This window comes from Actinomycetota bacterium, assembly GCA_035540895.1.
Taxonomy (GTDB): domain Bacteria; phylum Actinomycetota; class JAICYB01; order JAICYB01; family JAICYB01; genus DATLFR01.
The window spans coordinates 29,024-43,096 of sequence record DATLFR010000063.1; the positions used below are offsets into that span (position 1 = coordinate 29,024).

At 67.4% G+C, this 14,073-nt stretch carries 15 protein-coding genes; 5 read left to right on the forward strand and 10 right to left on the reverse strand.

What is annotated here, in order from left to right; translation table 11 throughout:
* Positions 1–600 precede the first annotated feature (600 nt).
* The 8 genes from VM840_03595 to VM840_03630 all read right to left on the reverse strand — a co-directional run bounded on the left by VM840_03595 (position 601) and on the right by VM840_03630 (position 9,350).
* The gene (locus VM840_03595; GenBank protein HVL80658.1) at positions 601–1,638 is read right to left on the reverse strand and encodes a hypothetical protein; all 1,038 of its coding nucleotides are present in this window, start codon (positions 1,636–1,638) and stop codon (positions 601–603) included.
* Entirely contained in the window at positions 1,628–2,113 is a 486-nt protein-coding gene (locus tag VM840_03600; protein ID HVL80659.1) for a sigma-70 family RNA polymerase sigma factor, read from the reverse strand. The genes VM840_03595 and VM840_03600 overlap by 11 nt, the downstream gene beginning before the upstream one ends.
* A 442-nt stretch (positions 2,114–2,555) precedes the next feature.
* Positions 2,556–2,855, reverse strand: a complete 300-nt coding sequence (locus VM840_03605) for a hypothetical protein (protein HVL80660.1) — start codon at positions 2,853–2,855, stop codon at positions 2,556–2,558.
* A gap of 67 nt (positions 2,856–2,922) precedes the next feature.
* Positions 2,923–4,149 carry a response regulator gene (locus tag VM840_03610; protein ID HVL80661.1) on the reverse strand — a complete coding sequence of 409 codons (1,227 nt, stop codon included), beginning with the start codon at positions 4,147–4,149 and terminating at the stop codon, positions 2,923–2,925.
* A complete protein-coding gene (locus tag VM840_03615) occupies positions 4,146–6,095 on the reverse strand; it encodes a response regulator (protein HVL80662.1) in 1,950 nt (649 codons plus the stop codon). Before VM840_03615 ends, VM840_03610 begins: the two co-directional genes overlap by 4 nt.
* Positions 6,092–6,517 carry a response regulator gene (locus VM840_03620; GenBank protein ID HVL80663.1) on the reverse strand — a complete coding sequence of 142 codons (426 nt, stop codon included), beginning with the start codon at positions 6,515–6,517 and terminating at the stop codon, positions 6,092–6,094. Before VM840_03620 ends, VM840_03615 begins: the two co-directional genes overlap by 4 nt.
* A gap of 23 nt (positions 6,518–6,540) precedes the next feature.
* A complete protein-coding gene (locus tag VM840_03625) occupies positions 6,541–8,418 on the reverse strand; it encodes a PAS domain S-box protein (GenBank protein HVL80664.1) in 1,878 nt (625 codons plus the stop codon).
* A complete protein-coding gene (locus VM840_03630; GenBank protein ID HVL80665.1) occupies positions 8,415–9,350 on the reverse strand; it encodes a response regulator in 936 nt (311 codons plus the stop codon). Before VM840_03630 ends, VM840_03625 begins: the two co-directional genes overlap by 4 nt.
* Before the next feature lie 169 nt (positions 9,351–9,519).
* Between VM840_03630 and VM840_03635 the strand changes: the two genes are divergently transcribed.
* Positions 9,520–10,209 carry a response regulator transcription factor gene (locus tag VM840_03635; protein ID HVL80666.1) on the forward strand — a complete coding sequence of 230 codons (690 nt, stop codon included), beginning with the start codon at positions 9,520–9,522 and terminating at the stop codon, positions 10,207–10,209.
* A 117-nt stretch (positions 10,210–10,326) separates the two neighbouring features.
* Here VM840_03635 and VM840_03640 read toward each other — a convergent pair whose 3' ends face one another.
* A complete protein-coding gene (locus VM840_03640; GenBank protein ID HVL80667.1) occupies positions 10,327–10,803 on the reverse strand; it encodes a hypothetical protein in 477 nt (158 codons plus the stop codon).
* A 176-nt stretch (positions 10,804–10,979) separates the two neighbouring features.
* On the opposite strand from VM840_03640, the gene VM840_03645 reads away from it, so the two are divergent.
* Together VM840_03645 and VM840_03650 are read left to right on the forward strand one after the other, a co-directional pair.
* A complete protein-coding gene (locus VM840_03645) occupies positions 10,980–11,717 on the forward strand; it encodes a class I SAM-dependent methyltransferase (protein ID HVL80668.1) in 738 nt (245 codons plus the stop codon).
* A gap of 208 nt (positions 11,718–11,925) precedes the next feature.
* Entirely contained in the window at positions 11,926–12,540 is a 615-nt protein-coding gene (locus tag VM840_03650) for a DUF998 domain-containing protein (GenBank protein ID HVL80669.1), read from the forward strand.
* Between the two features lie 118 nt (positions 12,541–12,658).
* Here VM840_03650 and VM840_03655 read toward each other — a convergent pair whose 3' ends face one another.
* Positions 12,659–12,799 (reverse strand): hypothetical protein, encoded by a 141-nt coding sequence (locus VM840_03655; protein ID HVL80670.1) that lies wholly within the window; start codon positions 12,797–12,799, stop codon positions 12,659–12,661.
* A gap of 249 nt (positions 12,800–13,048) precedes the next feature.
* Between VM840_03655 and VM840_03660 the strand changes: the two genes are divergently transcribed.
* Entirely contained in the window at positions 13,049–13,354 is a 306-nt protein-coding gene (locus VM840_03660; GenBank protein ID HVL80671.1) for a hypothetical protein, read from the forward strand.
* Positions 13,355–13,385: 31 nt separating this feature from the next.
* On the forward strand, positions 13,386–14,073 hold a 688-nt coding region (locus tag VM840_03665), incomplete at its 3' end, for a cyclic nucleotide-binding domain-containing protein (GenBank protein HVL80672.1).

Below are 14,073 nucleotides of genomic sequence, written 5' to 3' on the forward strand. Positions count from 1 at the left end.
AATCTGGGTCGGCTATGAGTCGCCGATTCCAATCCCGGTGGTAGGGGGCGGCCTGGTCGCCTGCGGCGTGCCCGTGACCTGCCCGGCCGACCACGAACCGTACTGCGAGTTCGAGACCAGAGCTATCATCCAGGGCATCGGGCTAACGGCGGCAAAGGCCAGCGATTGGAACTCCCAATCATGTGTGGGGTTCAACGGTTGCGTCACCGGTTGGACCAACCAGACCATACCTGTGCCTCCCGGTCATCAGAGACACGTCGCATCCTGTCTCGCTCACGCCGGCCTTGGTATCCACTGGCGCGCGCAGATCGGCACGACGGCGACCGATGTGGTCCTTCGCTGCGAGGCCCGGTTGCGTTGAGATGCGTGTGGGTCGAATCTTGGCCCGCAGCGGGGAGCGAGCCGTCGACATCTCGCCTCTTCGCCCCCCCTTGGGACCTTCCATATCGCTCGTGTCGGCGAGGGATGGTCGGCTCCATCGCCGAGTTGGCCAGCGGGTCCAGGCGCATCGATTCCCGCCGGCGCGAGGACGGCTCGCTCACTTCGTCGAAGAGAAGGTCGATCATCGTGTTGTCTGCCGCGGGTGTGCCCTCCGTGAGGTCACCTCAGCGCGACTCGCACCGACAGCTTCCCGGATCGGAGGGTCACACGGAGCGCGTCAGGCGCGACCCCGGGTCGGAACACATACGTCATGAATGAGCCATAGCCTGTCCGAGATGATCCAACGCCGGGTTCCCCGATGAACTCGCGCCCTGCGTCGTCTACGAGAGCCCAATCTCGCGGTCCCCAGTGTCCATCCGGAGCCCACGTGCGGAGTCGGATCTCATCGCGCCAGATCTCAAGCATGAGGGGGTGAATCACGTCACCTTCCTGAACGGCCGTACCGCTGTCCCCCGTAAGCACATACAACGACCTCGGTGTGTTGAAACCCTCCGCCGGTTCAACATGCACCAGGCTCGCCTCCGACGGAGTCACCGGGACGTCAACCGGGACAGGCTGCCCAGGAGTCTTCACGCCCACAGCCCGAACCTCGAGAGGCGAGACCCTCGCATCGACCACGGACGTCCCGAACCAGAGCCCCTGCGGGCCTCGTGATCCTCCCGCCCCGAGCCCCCTAAGCGGCCGTTCCAGCCCATCGGTCGTGCGCAGATACACCAGCGGCGATGGTGGAGGTTCGCACTCCATAGGCTTCACCGGGCGATCCTCGCCGTCCTGCTCTGCGCCGACCTCCACGGGCGCGGGACTGGCACAGGCAACGGAGGGAGCCGGGACCTCCACCGTCCACAGCTCGGTGAACGTCGGGAACCTCGTCATGCTCAGGACATAGAGAACCCGGCCCGGATCGAGCGGGATCCGCGTCCCCACTGGAAACACCTTCGGACCGGTCGAACGCATCCCGGCCGGCAGGACTGTGCGGCGGCCGCCCACTAGCAGAGCACCGAGAACGAGAGCAACGGCCGCGAGGATCGAAACTGCAACGGGGAACGCCCTCGAGGACTCCAGGGCTCGCCCGCCACGTGCTGCGGCACGGTCGAGCACGTCATCCCAGTCCGGCTCCCGGACCTTCACGGCAGTCGCCCGCTCACGGATAAGGCTGCCGATGTCCGCCCTGTGTCGAGGCCTGGTTTCATCCGTCACGATCGCTCATCCCCTTGAGTCGCAGGGCCTGCACCGCCCGACTGACCTGACTCTTCGCAGTCCCCTCCGAGATCGACAAAGCCTCAGCGATCTGGGCGTAGCTGTAGTCCAGATAGAACCGAAGCATGAGGCACACGTACTGCCCCTCCGGGAGTTCGCGGACGCTCGCCCACAGTGCGACCCCCTCCCCGTGGTCCGCATCGTCCGGGAGCTCGCGCAGGAGGCGGCGGATCTTCTCCCACCTCCTGTTACGCCTGTACCGGCTCTTGGCCATGTTGAGGATCGCGCCCCGGACGTAAGCCGGAACATCCTCGACCTCCGAACCCCTCTGCAGCGCAGCTGCGAACGCCTCCTGGACGAGGTCCGCAGCCGCATCTGCATCACCGATCAGCAAGAATGCGAACCGCGCGAACCGGTCGTAGGTTTCTCGGTACGCACGCTCGACCGCCGAATCAGCCCCGTGAAGTCGGTGCATCACATAAGAAGTCGAACGAGTCCGATGAATGGTTGCTCCTGGCTCGAGGCTTGACTGCACGTCAGCGCACCGGCTTGCAGCAGGATCAACCGGGTCGCGCACCGCATACTCGGTCGGCGGGTGGCGGTCGTCTCCGGCGCCGATGACTGTGTGGCCGCGGCGGGATCGCTACCGTTCGGGCGCTCCCTCCTCAGACGCCAGCCTCTCGAAGCTGCCGAGCACCTCGACCCACCCATCGTCGTAGGACGGACGCAGACGCAGCGCGTGGCCGCCGAGCCGGTCCCATCCCCGATGCTCCAGATCGAGCCGAGTGCCTCATCAGCCGGGGTGAATCTAACCTCCCGGTCCGTGGCGGGGGTGTAAGGGGGTCAGGGGCTTGGCGCACGTGCACGACGCCGCGCCCACACAGCACACCCGGAAGGCCTGCACGCGCGAGACGCCCTTATGGGTAGACGGTGATGGAGGTGCCCGAGCCCCCAGCGGCCGCGTCGAATCGGCATCCCCAACCCACCCCCTGCGCGTCCCACACCCAGGCGACCTCGACGGACACCGGCTTGTGTTCAGCCGTCTGCGCTCGGCACTCCGCCAGTGAGGGTCGTTCGGTGACGTTGCCCAGGCGCCACCCGAACACGGTCGTGGAAGCTGCGCCGAGTATCAACAGCAGAACGATCACTCCGCCGGCGATCAGTACGCCGGCAGCCCACCGCGGCCCGCGCTCTTCAGGCGCGGCTTGGTCATCCATCCTCTTGTCTCCCACTTTCCTCTCCAGGCGTCCTCATGGCTGTACCAGCGGGTGCCGGCTCCCCGGGTCAAGGAGAAGCGGCGGCCCCGGCGGCCTCGGGACGCTCTGGTGCGAGGACGACCCGGAAAGAAGCTCCTCCGCCGGGACGATCCTCGACCCACGCCGACCCCCCGTGCAGGTCCGCGAAACCGGCCACCAGGCACAGACCGCTGCCCAGGCCCGGAGTGACCTCGTTCTGCTTCGGGCCCCAGTCGAAGCGCTCGAATACCGAGACCTTCCTCTCGTCAGGGACGCCGGGCCCGCGATCGTCGATGATCAGCCGCAGGCCCTCGGCGGTGGCCTCCGTGCTGATGTTGACCGGTTCGGAAGCGGGGGTGTGCCGGATGACGTTCACCAGGAGCGCGTCGAGGATCCGCTCGAGGTAGCCGCCATCGATCTCGGCCTGTATCACTCCCAGCGAGACCTCGACCGGTCGGTCCCCCAACTGCGCCGCCAGATCCGCGACGACCCGGTCGACGAGCGCAGCTAGGTCCGTCGGCTGACGATTCGCCTCGAACGTGCCCCTCCTCAGCTTGTCGATGTCGAGGACCGTCAGCAGCAGACGCTCAAGCCGTTCGGCGTTGTCCCGGAGGCTGCCCAACAGGCTCACGACCTGCGTTCGCGGCAGCCTCTCCAGCCGGCCATGGAGCAAGCTGGCTATCCCGCCGACGACGGTCAGAGGGGTACGGAGCTCGTGCGACACGCTGACGAGGAACGCATCCTTCATCGCGTCCAGATGGCGGAGGCGGATCGCGTCGCTCCGCTGATGCTCGTAGGCTCTTTCGAGTTCCTCGGTGCGACTCCGGACCCGGTCTTCGAGGTGAGCGACGCTCTCCGCGAGGTCATGTTCGAGGAGTCGTCGAACCACCAGATTTCGCGTACGCAGTACCACCTCAACCGTGTCGAGCGGTTTGGTCAGGAAGTCCGCCGCTCCGCAGGAAAGTGCTCGCCGCTTCGTCTCTGCGGTGACATCGGCCGTCAGGACTATCACCTCGGGGGCATCAGGGTCCTCGCGAAGACCGTCCAGAACCCCGAAACCGTCGATGACGGGCATCATGACGTCCAGCAGCAACAGGTCTGGACGGACCGTCGCGCACAGGTCGAGGCCGATCTGCGGGTCCGTGGTGGACGTCACCGCGGTGAACCCAGCCTCCTCCAGGATGGCCTCGAGCAGTTCAACGTTGAGCGCTTCATCGTCCACGATCAGGATCGGGGCTGAGAGGATCCGGGCTTCCTGGGGGCCTAGCTCGCTCATGCGACCGCCCCTATCAACCGCGAGACCATCCGGTCGAACTCACTGAGGTCGAGGGGCTTGATCAGGTACGCCGCGGCCCCTCCGGCGAGGACCCGGCGACGGCGGGGCGACGAGACGTCTGCTGAGAGCACCGCGACGGGGATGTCCCTCGTCCGGGGATCGGAGCGCAGGCGGTCCAGGAGCTGCTCCCCCGACATGTCGGGGAGATCCAGATCGATGAGGATCACGTCGGGGCGGTGGACCCGTGCGAGCTGGAGGCCCAACCCCGCCTGCATCGCGGAAAGGATCTTCACGTCCGTTCGGTCGGCCAGCATGTGCTCGATCAAACCAAGGCTGGCGAGGTTGTCCTCCACGTAAAGGACGGTGTGCACCAGCCCACTCGCGGGCGCACGCACGTCGGTGACCACGCGTGCCGTCGGGGGGGCCGAGGCCGGCAGGTTCACGGTGAACCGGGTGCCGACGTCAGGGGTGGACTCGACCTCGATCGTCCCGTCCATCGCCTCGACCAGGCGTTTCGCCAGCGCCAGGCCCAGTCCCGTCCCCTGCACCGAGGTGTGCTCGGCTCCCAGTCGCTCGAACGGCGTGTAGAGCGACGCTGTCCTATCCGCGCTCATCCCCATGCCGGTATCGCTCACGAACAGCTGTATGACGGGCCCCATCGCCGCCCACGACACGCTGACCGAGCCCTCCGGGTGGTTGTACTTCACAGCGTTGGAGAGCAGGTTGAGAACGACCTGCTTCAGGCGCTGGTGGTCGGCATGCACGAACACGTCGTCCGGACAGGACTGGACGAACACGGATATCCCTTCCTGAGCTGCGATCGGCTTCATGAGATCGGTGGTCTCGGTGACGACGGCCAGGACGCTCACGGCCTCGCACGAGAGGGACAACTTGTCGGCCTCGATCCGGGAGATGTCGAGGACCTCGTCGATCAGTGCGAGCAGGTGCCGACCGCCCTTGAGTATGTGATGGACCTTCGCCAGGTCCGGCCCGGAGATGGTTCCCGTGTCGAGCAGCTGCGCGAACCCAAGGATCGCGTTCAGGGGAGTTCGCAGCTCGTGGGACATGCGGGACAGGAAGGCTGACTTCGCTCTGTCTGCGGTCTCGGCAGCCTCTTTCGCCATCTCGAGGTCCGCGGAACGGGCCACCTGCTCCGCCATCGCGACGGACTCCGACAGGTCGCGCAGCACGATCACGGCTCCGGTGACCGCTCCTCGTCTGTCGTGGATCGGGGCGACCGAACCGTCGACGTGCATCTCGGAACCGTTCAGGCCGAGGAGTAGGCATCCGTCCGGGAGACGCAGGGTCCTGTCGCGATCGAGCGCCGGTCCGACCTGATCCGCGAGGGGGGACCTCGTGGCCGCGTCCACCATCCGGACCGTGTCCATGAGCGGGGCTCCCAGTCCTTGCTCTCGGGAGAGGCCCGTCATCCGCTCGGCTACCGGGTTGAGGAAGGTGATGCGTCCATCCTCCCCCGCGCAGATGACACCATCCCCGATGCAATGAAGTGTCACCTGGGCGTTCTCCTTCTCCGCGAAGAGCGCCTCCTCCAAGGCCTTTCGTTCAACGGCGTACCTCAGGGCACGGTCGATGCCTCGCGAGTCGATCTGCCCCTTCACCAGGTAATCCTGTGCGCCCTCCTGCAGGGCCCCTAGAGCGAGGTCAGTGTCGTCCGTCCCGGTCAGCACGACGATCGGGACGCCCGGGGCGGCCGCCTGCGCCCGGCTCACCGGAGTCAGCCCGTCGGTGTCGGGAAGACCCAGGTCCAGGAGGATGATGTCGGTCGCGGTGGCGGCCAGATGGGTCTCAGCGTCCCTCATGGTCTCTACGTGTGAGACCTTCGTGGCGCCAAGGCTGCCCTCACGAAGCATCTCCCGCAAGAGCCTCGCGTCGCCTGCGTTGTCCTCGATCAGTAACAGCCGGGCTGATCCCTGCGACGGGTTCACTTCTGGGCTCGTTGGGGCAGCCTGGCTTTGCTCCAGAAGTCGTTGATGCTCTGCACGAGGTCGTTGAAGGCCACGAGTTGGACGGGCTTGCTGAGATAGGAGTTGGCACGCAACTCGTAGCTCTTCAGGATGTCAGCCTCTGCTTCGGACGTCGTGAGGATCACGGTCGGGATCGTCTTGAGCGCGTCTTCCTCCTTGATGAGGGCGAGAACCTCTCGACCGTCCATACGTGGGAGGTTGAGGTCCAGGAGTATCAGGTCGGGGCGCGGCGCGTGCTCGTGCTCTCCCTCCTGCCTGAGGAATGTCATCGCTTCCACACCGTCGTAAGCGACGTGCAAGCGGACATGTCCGTTGGTCTCGCTGAACGCCTCACGCGTCAGCCTGACGTCCCCGGGACTGTCTTCGACCAGGAGCACGTCCATCGGCGCCGAGGGACTCGCGGTCGTCATGATGCACCCCCGACGGCCGTCATCGTGAAGCGGAAGGTGGAGCCCGCGCCCTTCACCGATTCGACCGAGATCGATCCACCGTGCCGCTCAGCGATCTTCTTGCAGATCGCGAGCCCGATCCCGGTTCCCTCGAACTCGTCTCTCTTGTGCAGTCTCTGGAACATCCCGAAGATCCTTTCGAAGTATTCAGGCGCGATACCCAGCCCGTTGTCCTGAACAGAGAATGTCCAACCCTCCAACTCGTCGCCGGTCGCGGAAACGTGCACCGTCGGCGTCCCCCCCGCCTGGTACTTGATCGCGTTGCCAACGAGGTTCTGGAAGAGCTGCGTCAGTTGGGCTCGATCGGCGAGAACGGGAGGGAGGGGATCATGCGTCACGACCGCTCCGCTCTCGTCGATGGCCGCTTGGAGATTCCGCATCGCGTCGCCCAAGGCATCGTCACTCGCGGTGGGCTCGAGCTCACGGCCCTTCGTCGCGACGCGCGAGACGGAGAGGAGGTCCTGGATCAGACGCTGCATGCGGTTCGCACCATCCACGGCGAAAGCGATGAACTCATCCGCGTCGGCATCGAGCCTCCCCGAGTAGCGCTTCGACAGCAGCTGCGTGTAGCTCGACACCATCCGCAGGGGCTCCTGCAGGTCATGGGAGGCGATGTAGGCGAACTGTCCGAGCTCCTCGTTGGAGCGCTGCAGCTCCCCCAGCTTCACCAGTAGGTTCGCCTCGGCTGCTTTGCGAACGCTGATGTCGCGTATCGCCGCCGTCACTACGACGCCCTCGTCGCTCTCGAGCGGACTCAGCATGATCTCTATCGGGAACTCGCTGTTGTCCTTCCGACGCCCGGTCAACTCGATGCCGGTTCCGATGCGTTGGGCGAGGGCGTCGGCTGGGGAACGCAGTCCGTCCGCAGCCAGACGCTCGGCGAAACCTTCGGGAACTATCTGCGTGATCTGTTGACCCACCAGTTCTTCGCGCCTGTAGCCGAACTGCCTCTCGGCCTGCGCGTTGAGCAGAAGGATCTCCCCTTGCTCGCCGACGGCGACGATGGCATCCGGCGCCGCTTCGAGGAGGCCCCGGTACTTCGCCTCCGTCTGAGCCAACTGGCTCTCAGACGCCTTGCGCACGCTGATGTCTCGGATCGCTGCCGTTACGAGGATCTCTTCGGCGCTGGCCAGCGGGCTGAGCATTATCTCGATAGGGAACTCGACACCGCTCTTGCGGCACCCTACGAGCTCCAAGCCCGTCCCGATCTCCTGTGTCAGGGCGTCGGCTGGCGTTCTGAGGGCGTCGGTCACCAGCCGCTCACTGAACCCTGCAGGGATGATGTTGGTGACTGGCTGGCCCACGAGTTCGTCCCGGTGGTACCCGAACTGTTTCTCCGCCTGCAGATTCAGCATCACGATCTCTCCGGACCCATCCACGACCACCATGGCGTCGGGGGCCGCTTCCAGCAGGCCCCGGTACCTCGCTCCGGCTTCTTTGCTTTCGTTCAGGTCGTGGCTGAACTCGGAGAAGCCCCTGAGTGACCCGTCTGGACCCCGCAGGGCGGTGAACGTCAGCCGGGCCAGGAACCGGGAGCCGTCCTTGCGAACGCGCATGCCTGTCACCTCGTGCCGGCCCTGCTCCGCGGCGAGCCGCAGGACCTCCGCCGGCCTCCCCCGGGCGACATCGTCCGGAGGGAAGAAGCAGGCGAAATCGCGACCCACGATCTCGTCTGCGGTGTAACCCTTCAAGCGCTCTGCGCCGGCGTTCCACATCAGGACCCGCCCGCTCACGTCGAGCAGCACGACGGCATGCTCCTGTATCGAGTCCAGCAGCATCGGGTACATGTCCTCGTGCCCGAGGGCCGGATCGCGGCCGGCGGCCGTGGTTGTCATAGGGAGAGCTCCTTCTGATCGTCAGAGAAGTGGTCGGAGGCCGGCCGCCACGGGGGATCGTCGACCAGGCCGAGGAATCGAGGGATGTCGAGAGGCTTCGTGACGAACGCTGCCGCACCCGACTCGATCAGCCGTCGGCGTACACGAGGTGAAGCATCGGCGGACACGACGACCACGGGGATATGAGATGTGCGGCGGTCGACGAGGAGCCGACGAAGGACCTCCTCTCCCCCCATGTCGGGGAGGTCGAGGTCGAGGAGTACGAGGTCGGGCAGCGCATCACGAGCCAGATCCAACCCTGCTAGGCCGCGTGTGGCCGTCAGCAGCGTCACGCCGGCGCGGGCGCCGAGCGCTTCCTCGACGAGTTCCAGGTTGGCAGGGTTGTCTTCTACGTAGACGACCGTCATCGGCGACGTCTCGTCGTCCAGCCGGGGGTAGGTACGTCGGGCCCGGATCGCGCCGTCCGGTGGTCGATGGTGTCTCGTCTCGGCGGCCGGGAGGTTCAAATGATGGGCTCCCCCTCCGGCTGGGTGGACCCAGACGACGACCTCACCGCCCATCGACTCGGCGAGGCGATCCGCCTGAGGGAACTCCTCAGGAGCAGTCGCTGCACCGTCGCAGACCACTATCGATACCCGCGACTCGGAAGGCTTGAGCCACGAGACGCGGATGTGACCTCCACCCGCGCTCCTCTGCATGCCGCGTTGCACTAGCAGGGTCAGGACGCGCGACAAGGCCCGCTCATCAGCCATCACCGACGTCCGCTCTGCTCCCGCGGCAACGAGCAGTTGGACCCCTGTCTGATCCGGCGAGGCTCCTGCGGCCGTCAGAACGGACCGGACGACCGGCTCCACCTCCACAGCTTCGAGCACCAGCGTCGGGCACGACGCGACGGCATGCGCCTCTGGGTGAGCAGGTTCATCCGAGGCCATGACCGGTCCTTCTTCGGGTAGACGGGCGGGAGGCGCCCTGTGTCTGAGTCTGCCCCGACCTGCGTGAATGCGGAGTGAACGCCTTGCGAAGGACGCCGACCCGCGGCACCCGTTAGGATTCCCCTGCCGCGAGGCAAGCTCGGTTGCCGCGGAGGGGGCCAGCTCGCTCATGACTAGCGTTCTCGTCGTCTATCCACACGACGATGGGGCTCGACCGAACCTGCTCGGCCTGCGCGAACACGGCATCACGGCCTCGGTTGCCCGCTCCGCGGAGGAGGCGATGGGTCGGGCCGCGGAGGTTCGTCCCGACCTCATGGTGGTCGAGCTCGAGCGGGCCGACTCAGCCGGGATCGACCTGATCCGGGAGGTCCGGCGGTGGTCGGACCTCCCTCTGATCATCGTCTCCTCCGTCGGGGACCTCGCCACCAAGGTCGAAGCATTGGAAGCCGGCGCGGATGACTACCTCACGAAGCCGGCCGAGGACGAAGAACTGGTCGCGCGCATCGAGGCCGTCCTGCGGCGGTCCGTCTCCGGGAGCACGAGGCACGGCCTACTCACCTTCGGGGACCTCAGCGTCGACCTGCGGCGCCGGCTCGCGACGATGGCCGGGGTTCCCATCCACCTCTCGGACACCGAGTACAGACTGCTGGCCATGTTCGTCTGCCACCCCGGGACGCTGCTGAGTCACGACGAGCTCCTCCGGGCGATGTCCGGGGGGGTGGGGGCCGAAGCGAGCACCCTCAGGGTGTACGTCCGTCGCCTACGGCGCGCGCTCGGCGAAGGACCCTCCGGGACCCATCACATCGCGAACGAGCCTGGGCTTGGGTACCGCTGGCTCACTGAACCCGACAGCCCTTGACGCGGCCCGGCCAGCGATCCGGGGCTCGCGGGAGGAATCATCCGGGATCAGCTAGCGCATCTCGCCGCGGCGCGGACGAAACGCACCCGTATGAGAGTCACGGCGCCCTGGCCCCGGCTAGACGTCCACGATCGGCCCAGGTTCCTCGATCCCGATCCCGCCGAGCGCTTCGAAGATCTCGCGCATCAGTGCGTGGTCACGTTCCGCGTCGAACGGGACGCTCGCACGGAGCCCGCGCTCGTAGTTCCACACCGGCCCGCTGCGGTACGGCTCCGGTTCGGTCGTGTAACGGGGGAAGATGTGCGCGTGCAGAGCCGGGTCGGAGTTTCCCAGGATCTCGTAGTTGGTACGGATGGCGTCGGTGACAGCCAGGAGCGCGTCCCCGACGGCAACCATGTCGGCGAGGAAGATGGCGCGCTCGCTGCCCCGGAGATGGTTGACGCTGGGCACGACCGGATCGGGAAGCAGGAGACAGTAGCCGCGCAGGTGCTGACTGTCGCCCAGGACGACCCACCCCGAGCGGAGCCGACCGATGACGGTAGGGTTCGCTCCTGCTCTAGCGGACGCCACCCGCTCGTGGATGAGTGTCTGCACCGAAGGATCTCCGGACCGGAAGCCGATCATGCATCTCATCACGTAGGCAGGAGGGAGCGTCCCCGACAGATGTGGTCCAAGACTCCCTGGGCGGCCGAGCCCCCCGTCCGACCCGGTGCGCGCCCCGGCGGTACCCGCTACGGGAGCCACCGCGGTGACCCCCGGCGATCATCTCCATGACCGACGCTATCTTCAGCGACGGTCGCTTGGCCGAGATCTACGATCCCCTCGACCACGACAGATCTGACCTCGATCTCTACCTGTCGCTCGTAGAGGAGGTCAGGGCGCATACGATCATCGACATCGGATGCGGCACGGGAACCTTCGCCTGCCTGCTCGCGACCCGCGGGTACAGCGTCGTGGCTGTGGACCCGGCTCGCGCTTCCATCGATGTCGCGCGGCGCAAGCCAGGCGCCGAGCGCGTGCGATGGGTGGTAGGGGGCGTCACCGATCTGCCCGACACCCAGGCCGACGCCGTGACGATGACGGGGAACGTCGCGCAGGTGTTCCTGTCCGATGCCGAGTGGTCCACGGTGCTCGACGGGGCGCGCCGTGCCCTCAGGCCCGGAGGACACCTGATGTTCGAGGTCCGCGACCCCGCCGATGAGGCATGGCGGCGCTGGACGAGGGAGCTCTCTCACAGGCGCGTGACGATCCCGGACGTTGGCCCGGTCCGGACGTGGGTCGACGTCACCCGCGTCGACCTGCCGCTCGTGTCCTTCCGCTGGACGTTCGAGTTCGAGAGGGATGCGTCGGTCCTCACATCGGACTCGACCCTCAGGTTCCGCGATCGCCCCGAGGTCGAGCGATCCCTGGCAGAAGCCGGTTTCGTGGTGGAGGACGTGCGTGACGCTCCGGACCGACCAGGCCGCGAGCTGGTCTTCATCGCGCAACGGCGCGAAGTTGAGTCTTGACGAGAGAACGGGGTGAACCGCATGGTTGGGGCGAGCTCGAGCTCGCGACGGGGGTGCGCCACCCGCACCCGTGTGGCCGTCTCCTCGGCTTCGCGGCGCGGAGGCTCGGACGTCGTCGTGAACGTACGGACGGGGATCATGGCGACGCATCCGGGTTCGAGGTGTTCCCTCTGATGGTGGCATGGGAGTTCACCCGGGGAGCCGGAGGGTGAGACGCCGCTCCCCTGCCGTACGGCCGGAGCCGCGCCCCGACGGATCCACACGTCTGCTCGCTCTCGGTGGCGTCGTCGGACCCGCCGCCTTCGTCGCTGCCTGGGCGATCGGAGGAGCCCGCGCCGTCGGCTACTCGCCCGTGGAGGACGCGATCAGCCGGCTCGCGGCCGTCGGTGCCCCGACCCGTCCCGGCATGACGGCCGGGTTCATCACGTTCGGTGTGGGTGTGCCGCTCTACGGCCTCGCCTTGAGACGGGTCCTCCCGGGCCCCGCCTGGGCCTTCGCCGTCGCCACCGGCCTCGCCACCCTCGCTGTCGCCGCCCTCCCCCTCGATGCGGGGGTGGACGAGGCTCACGGCGTCGCGGCCGGCCTCGGCTACGCGACCCTGGCCGGCGTGCCGTTGTCAGCGGCGCCCTACCTGCAGGGGAGGCGGGCCACCGCCGCCGCGCTGGCCGCCGGGGCAGCTACGGCCGGGCTCCTCATCGCCACCCTGGGCGGAGGTCGCCACGGACTGCTCCAGCGAAGCGGTCTCGCGGCTACGGACGTCTGGATCGCTGTGACCGCCGCGAAGCTGGCCGTCCGGGCACGGCTGGAGAGCCCGGGCGGTTAGAACCGACCGTCCAGGTATCTTCTCGACGTGCGATTCAGCATCTGGCCGACGCCCGGTTCAACGTGGGAGGAATCCTCGCGCTGATCCGGCGCTGCGAGGCCACCGGCTGGGACGGCGTCTACTTCGCCGACCACTTCATGCCGAACGGTCCGGACGCCACGCCCCTGGACGGAGACATCATCGAGTGCTGGTCCGTGCTGGCGGCGATAGCGGCCTCCGTGCCGCGCCTGAGGATCGCCCCGCTCGTCACGAGCGTCACGTCCCAGCCTTCCCTTTCGACAACCTCCAACACGCGTTCGAGACCTGCGACATGTTCATCGAGACGGTCGCCCCCTCGTTCCGCTGACCCGCCGAACCGGGCGCTTCACCGCCGCCGGGTCGCGAGCCGGACCGGCTCTGAGCATCCGACCTGCACCGAACCTCCACCGTTCACGACGGACCCGCTGACATCGGCGTCCTAGGCTCGCTCAGTGGTCGCATCCGGTGGTCGAGCAGGGAGGAGCGCGTCGTGAGAGCCAGCAAGAGGGACGTGATCGCGGATAACAGGGTCTTCCTCTGGATCGCTCTGGCGACGGCCGCGGTCCTGCTCATCCCACTGGTCGCCATGCGCTTCACGGAGGAGGTCGAGTGGACCCTTTCGGACTTCGCCGTCATCGGCACGCTCCTGCTGGGGACGGGGTTCTCCTTCGTCCTGGCGGCGAGGAGGATCGACAGCAGGAGGGGCCGAGCACTGGTGGCGGTCGTCCTGACCCTGGCGCTCCTCTACGTCTGGGCGGAGCTGGCCGTCGGGGTGTTCACGACCTGGGGTAGCTGATCCCGTCTCCCCGCGCGTCTACCTTGTTCTGATGCGCGCCCTCCCCTGGCTCCCAGGCGACGAACGCGTCGAGATCCTGCGATCCGCCCTGGGCGACCGTCCCAGGCGGGAGCTGAGGCGCGTGGCCCGGCTGTTCCGTCTGGACCGCTTCGCCGACGGGGCCGTCCTGTGCAGTGAGGGGGAGGTCGGTCGGGAGGCCTACCTGATCGCCCGAGGACACGTTCGCGTCTCCCGCGGGCGCGAGGTGGTCGGTACGGCGGGGGCAGGCGAGTTCGTCGGCGAGATGGCCCTCGTGGACGACCGTCCGCGCAACGCGACCGTGACCGCCGAGGGAACCGTCACCGTCCTCACCGTGCAGCGCGCGGACTTCGAGCTCCTGATGCGGGAGCCGTCGTTCCTGACGCGTGTCCACGACGGTCTCGTTGGTCGGGTGCAGCCGTCCGCGAAGGAGCGGGCCCGGCGTCTGAAGGACCCGACCGACTGGCGTGTGCTGCTCGATGCCGCGCGCGCCCGACGGATCCGGGCTCGACGTCGTCGGCTCGTCTTCACCGGCCTCGCTCTCTTCCTGCTCGTGGCGGCGCTGGGCATCGCGATCCGCGCCGTCGCCGACCGTTCCACGCCCGTCGCCGTCGACGACGCCGTCTCGCGCTTCCGCGAGGCGAGCGCCCGGGCGGCCGCGCCCGCTCCGGGGTCCGGGCTCGAGGAGGAACCCCCGGCAC

Bases quoted from the DNA above. Each gene is read 5' to 3' on its own strand.
- VM840_03600 (HVL80659.1), bottom strand. From the start codon at position 2,113: ATGCACCGACTTCACGGGGCTGATTCGGCGGTCGAGCGTGCGTACCGA.
- VM840_03605 (HVL80660.1), bottom strand. From the start codon at position 2,855: ATGGATGACCAAGCCGCGCCTGAAGAGCGCGGGCCGCGGTGGGCTGCC.
- VM840_03610 (HVL80661.1), bottom strand. From the start codon at position 4,149: ATGAGCGAGCTAGGCCCCCAGGAAGCCCGGATCCTCTCAGCCCCGATC.
- VM840_03620 (HVL80663.1), bottom strand. From the start codon at position 6,517: ATGGACGTGCTCCTGGTCGAAGACAGTCCCGGGGACGTCAGGCTGACG.
- VM840_03625 (HVL80664.1), bottom strand. From the start codon at position 8,418: ATGACAACCACGGCCGCCGGCCGCGATCCGGCCCTCGGGCACGAGGAC.
- VM840_03630 (HVL80665.1), bottom strand. From the start codon at position 9,350: ATGGCCTCGGATGAACCTGCTCACCCAGAGGCGCATGCCGTCGCGTCG.
- VM840_03635 (HVL80666.1), top strand. From the start codon at position 9,520: ATGACTAGCGTTCTCGTCGTCTATCCACACGACGATGGGGCTCGACCG.
- VM840_03645 (HVL80668.1), top strand. From the start codon at position 10,980: ATGACCGACGCTATCTTCAGCGACGGTCGCTTGGCCGAGATCTACGAT.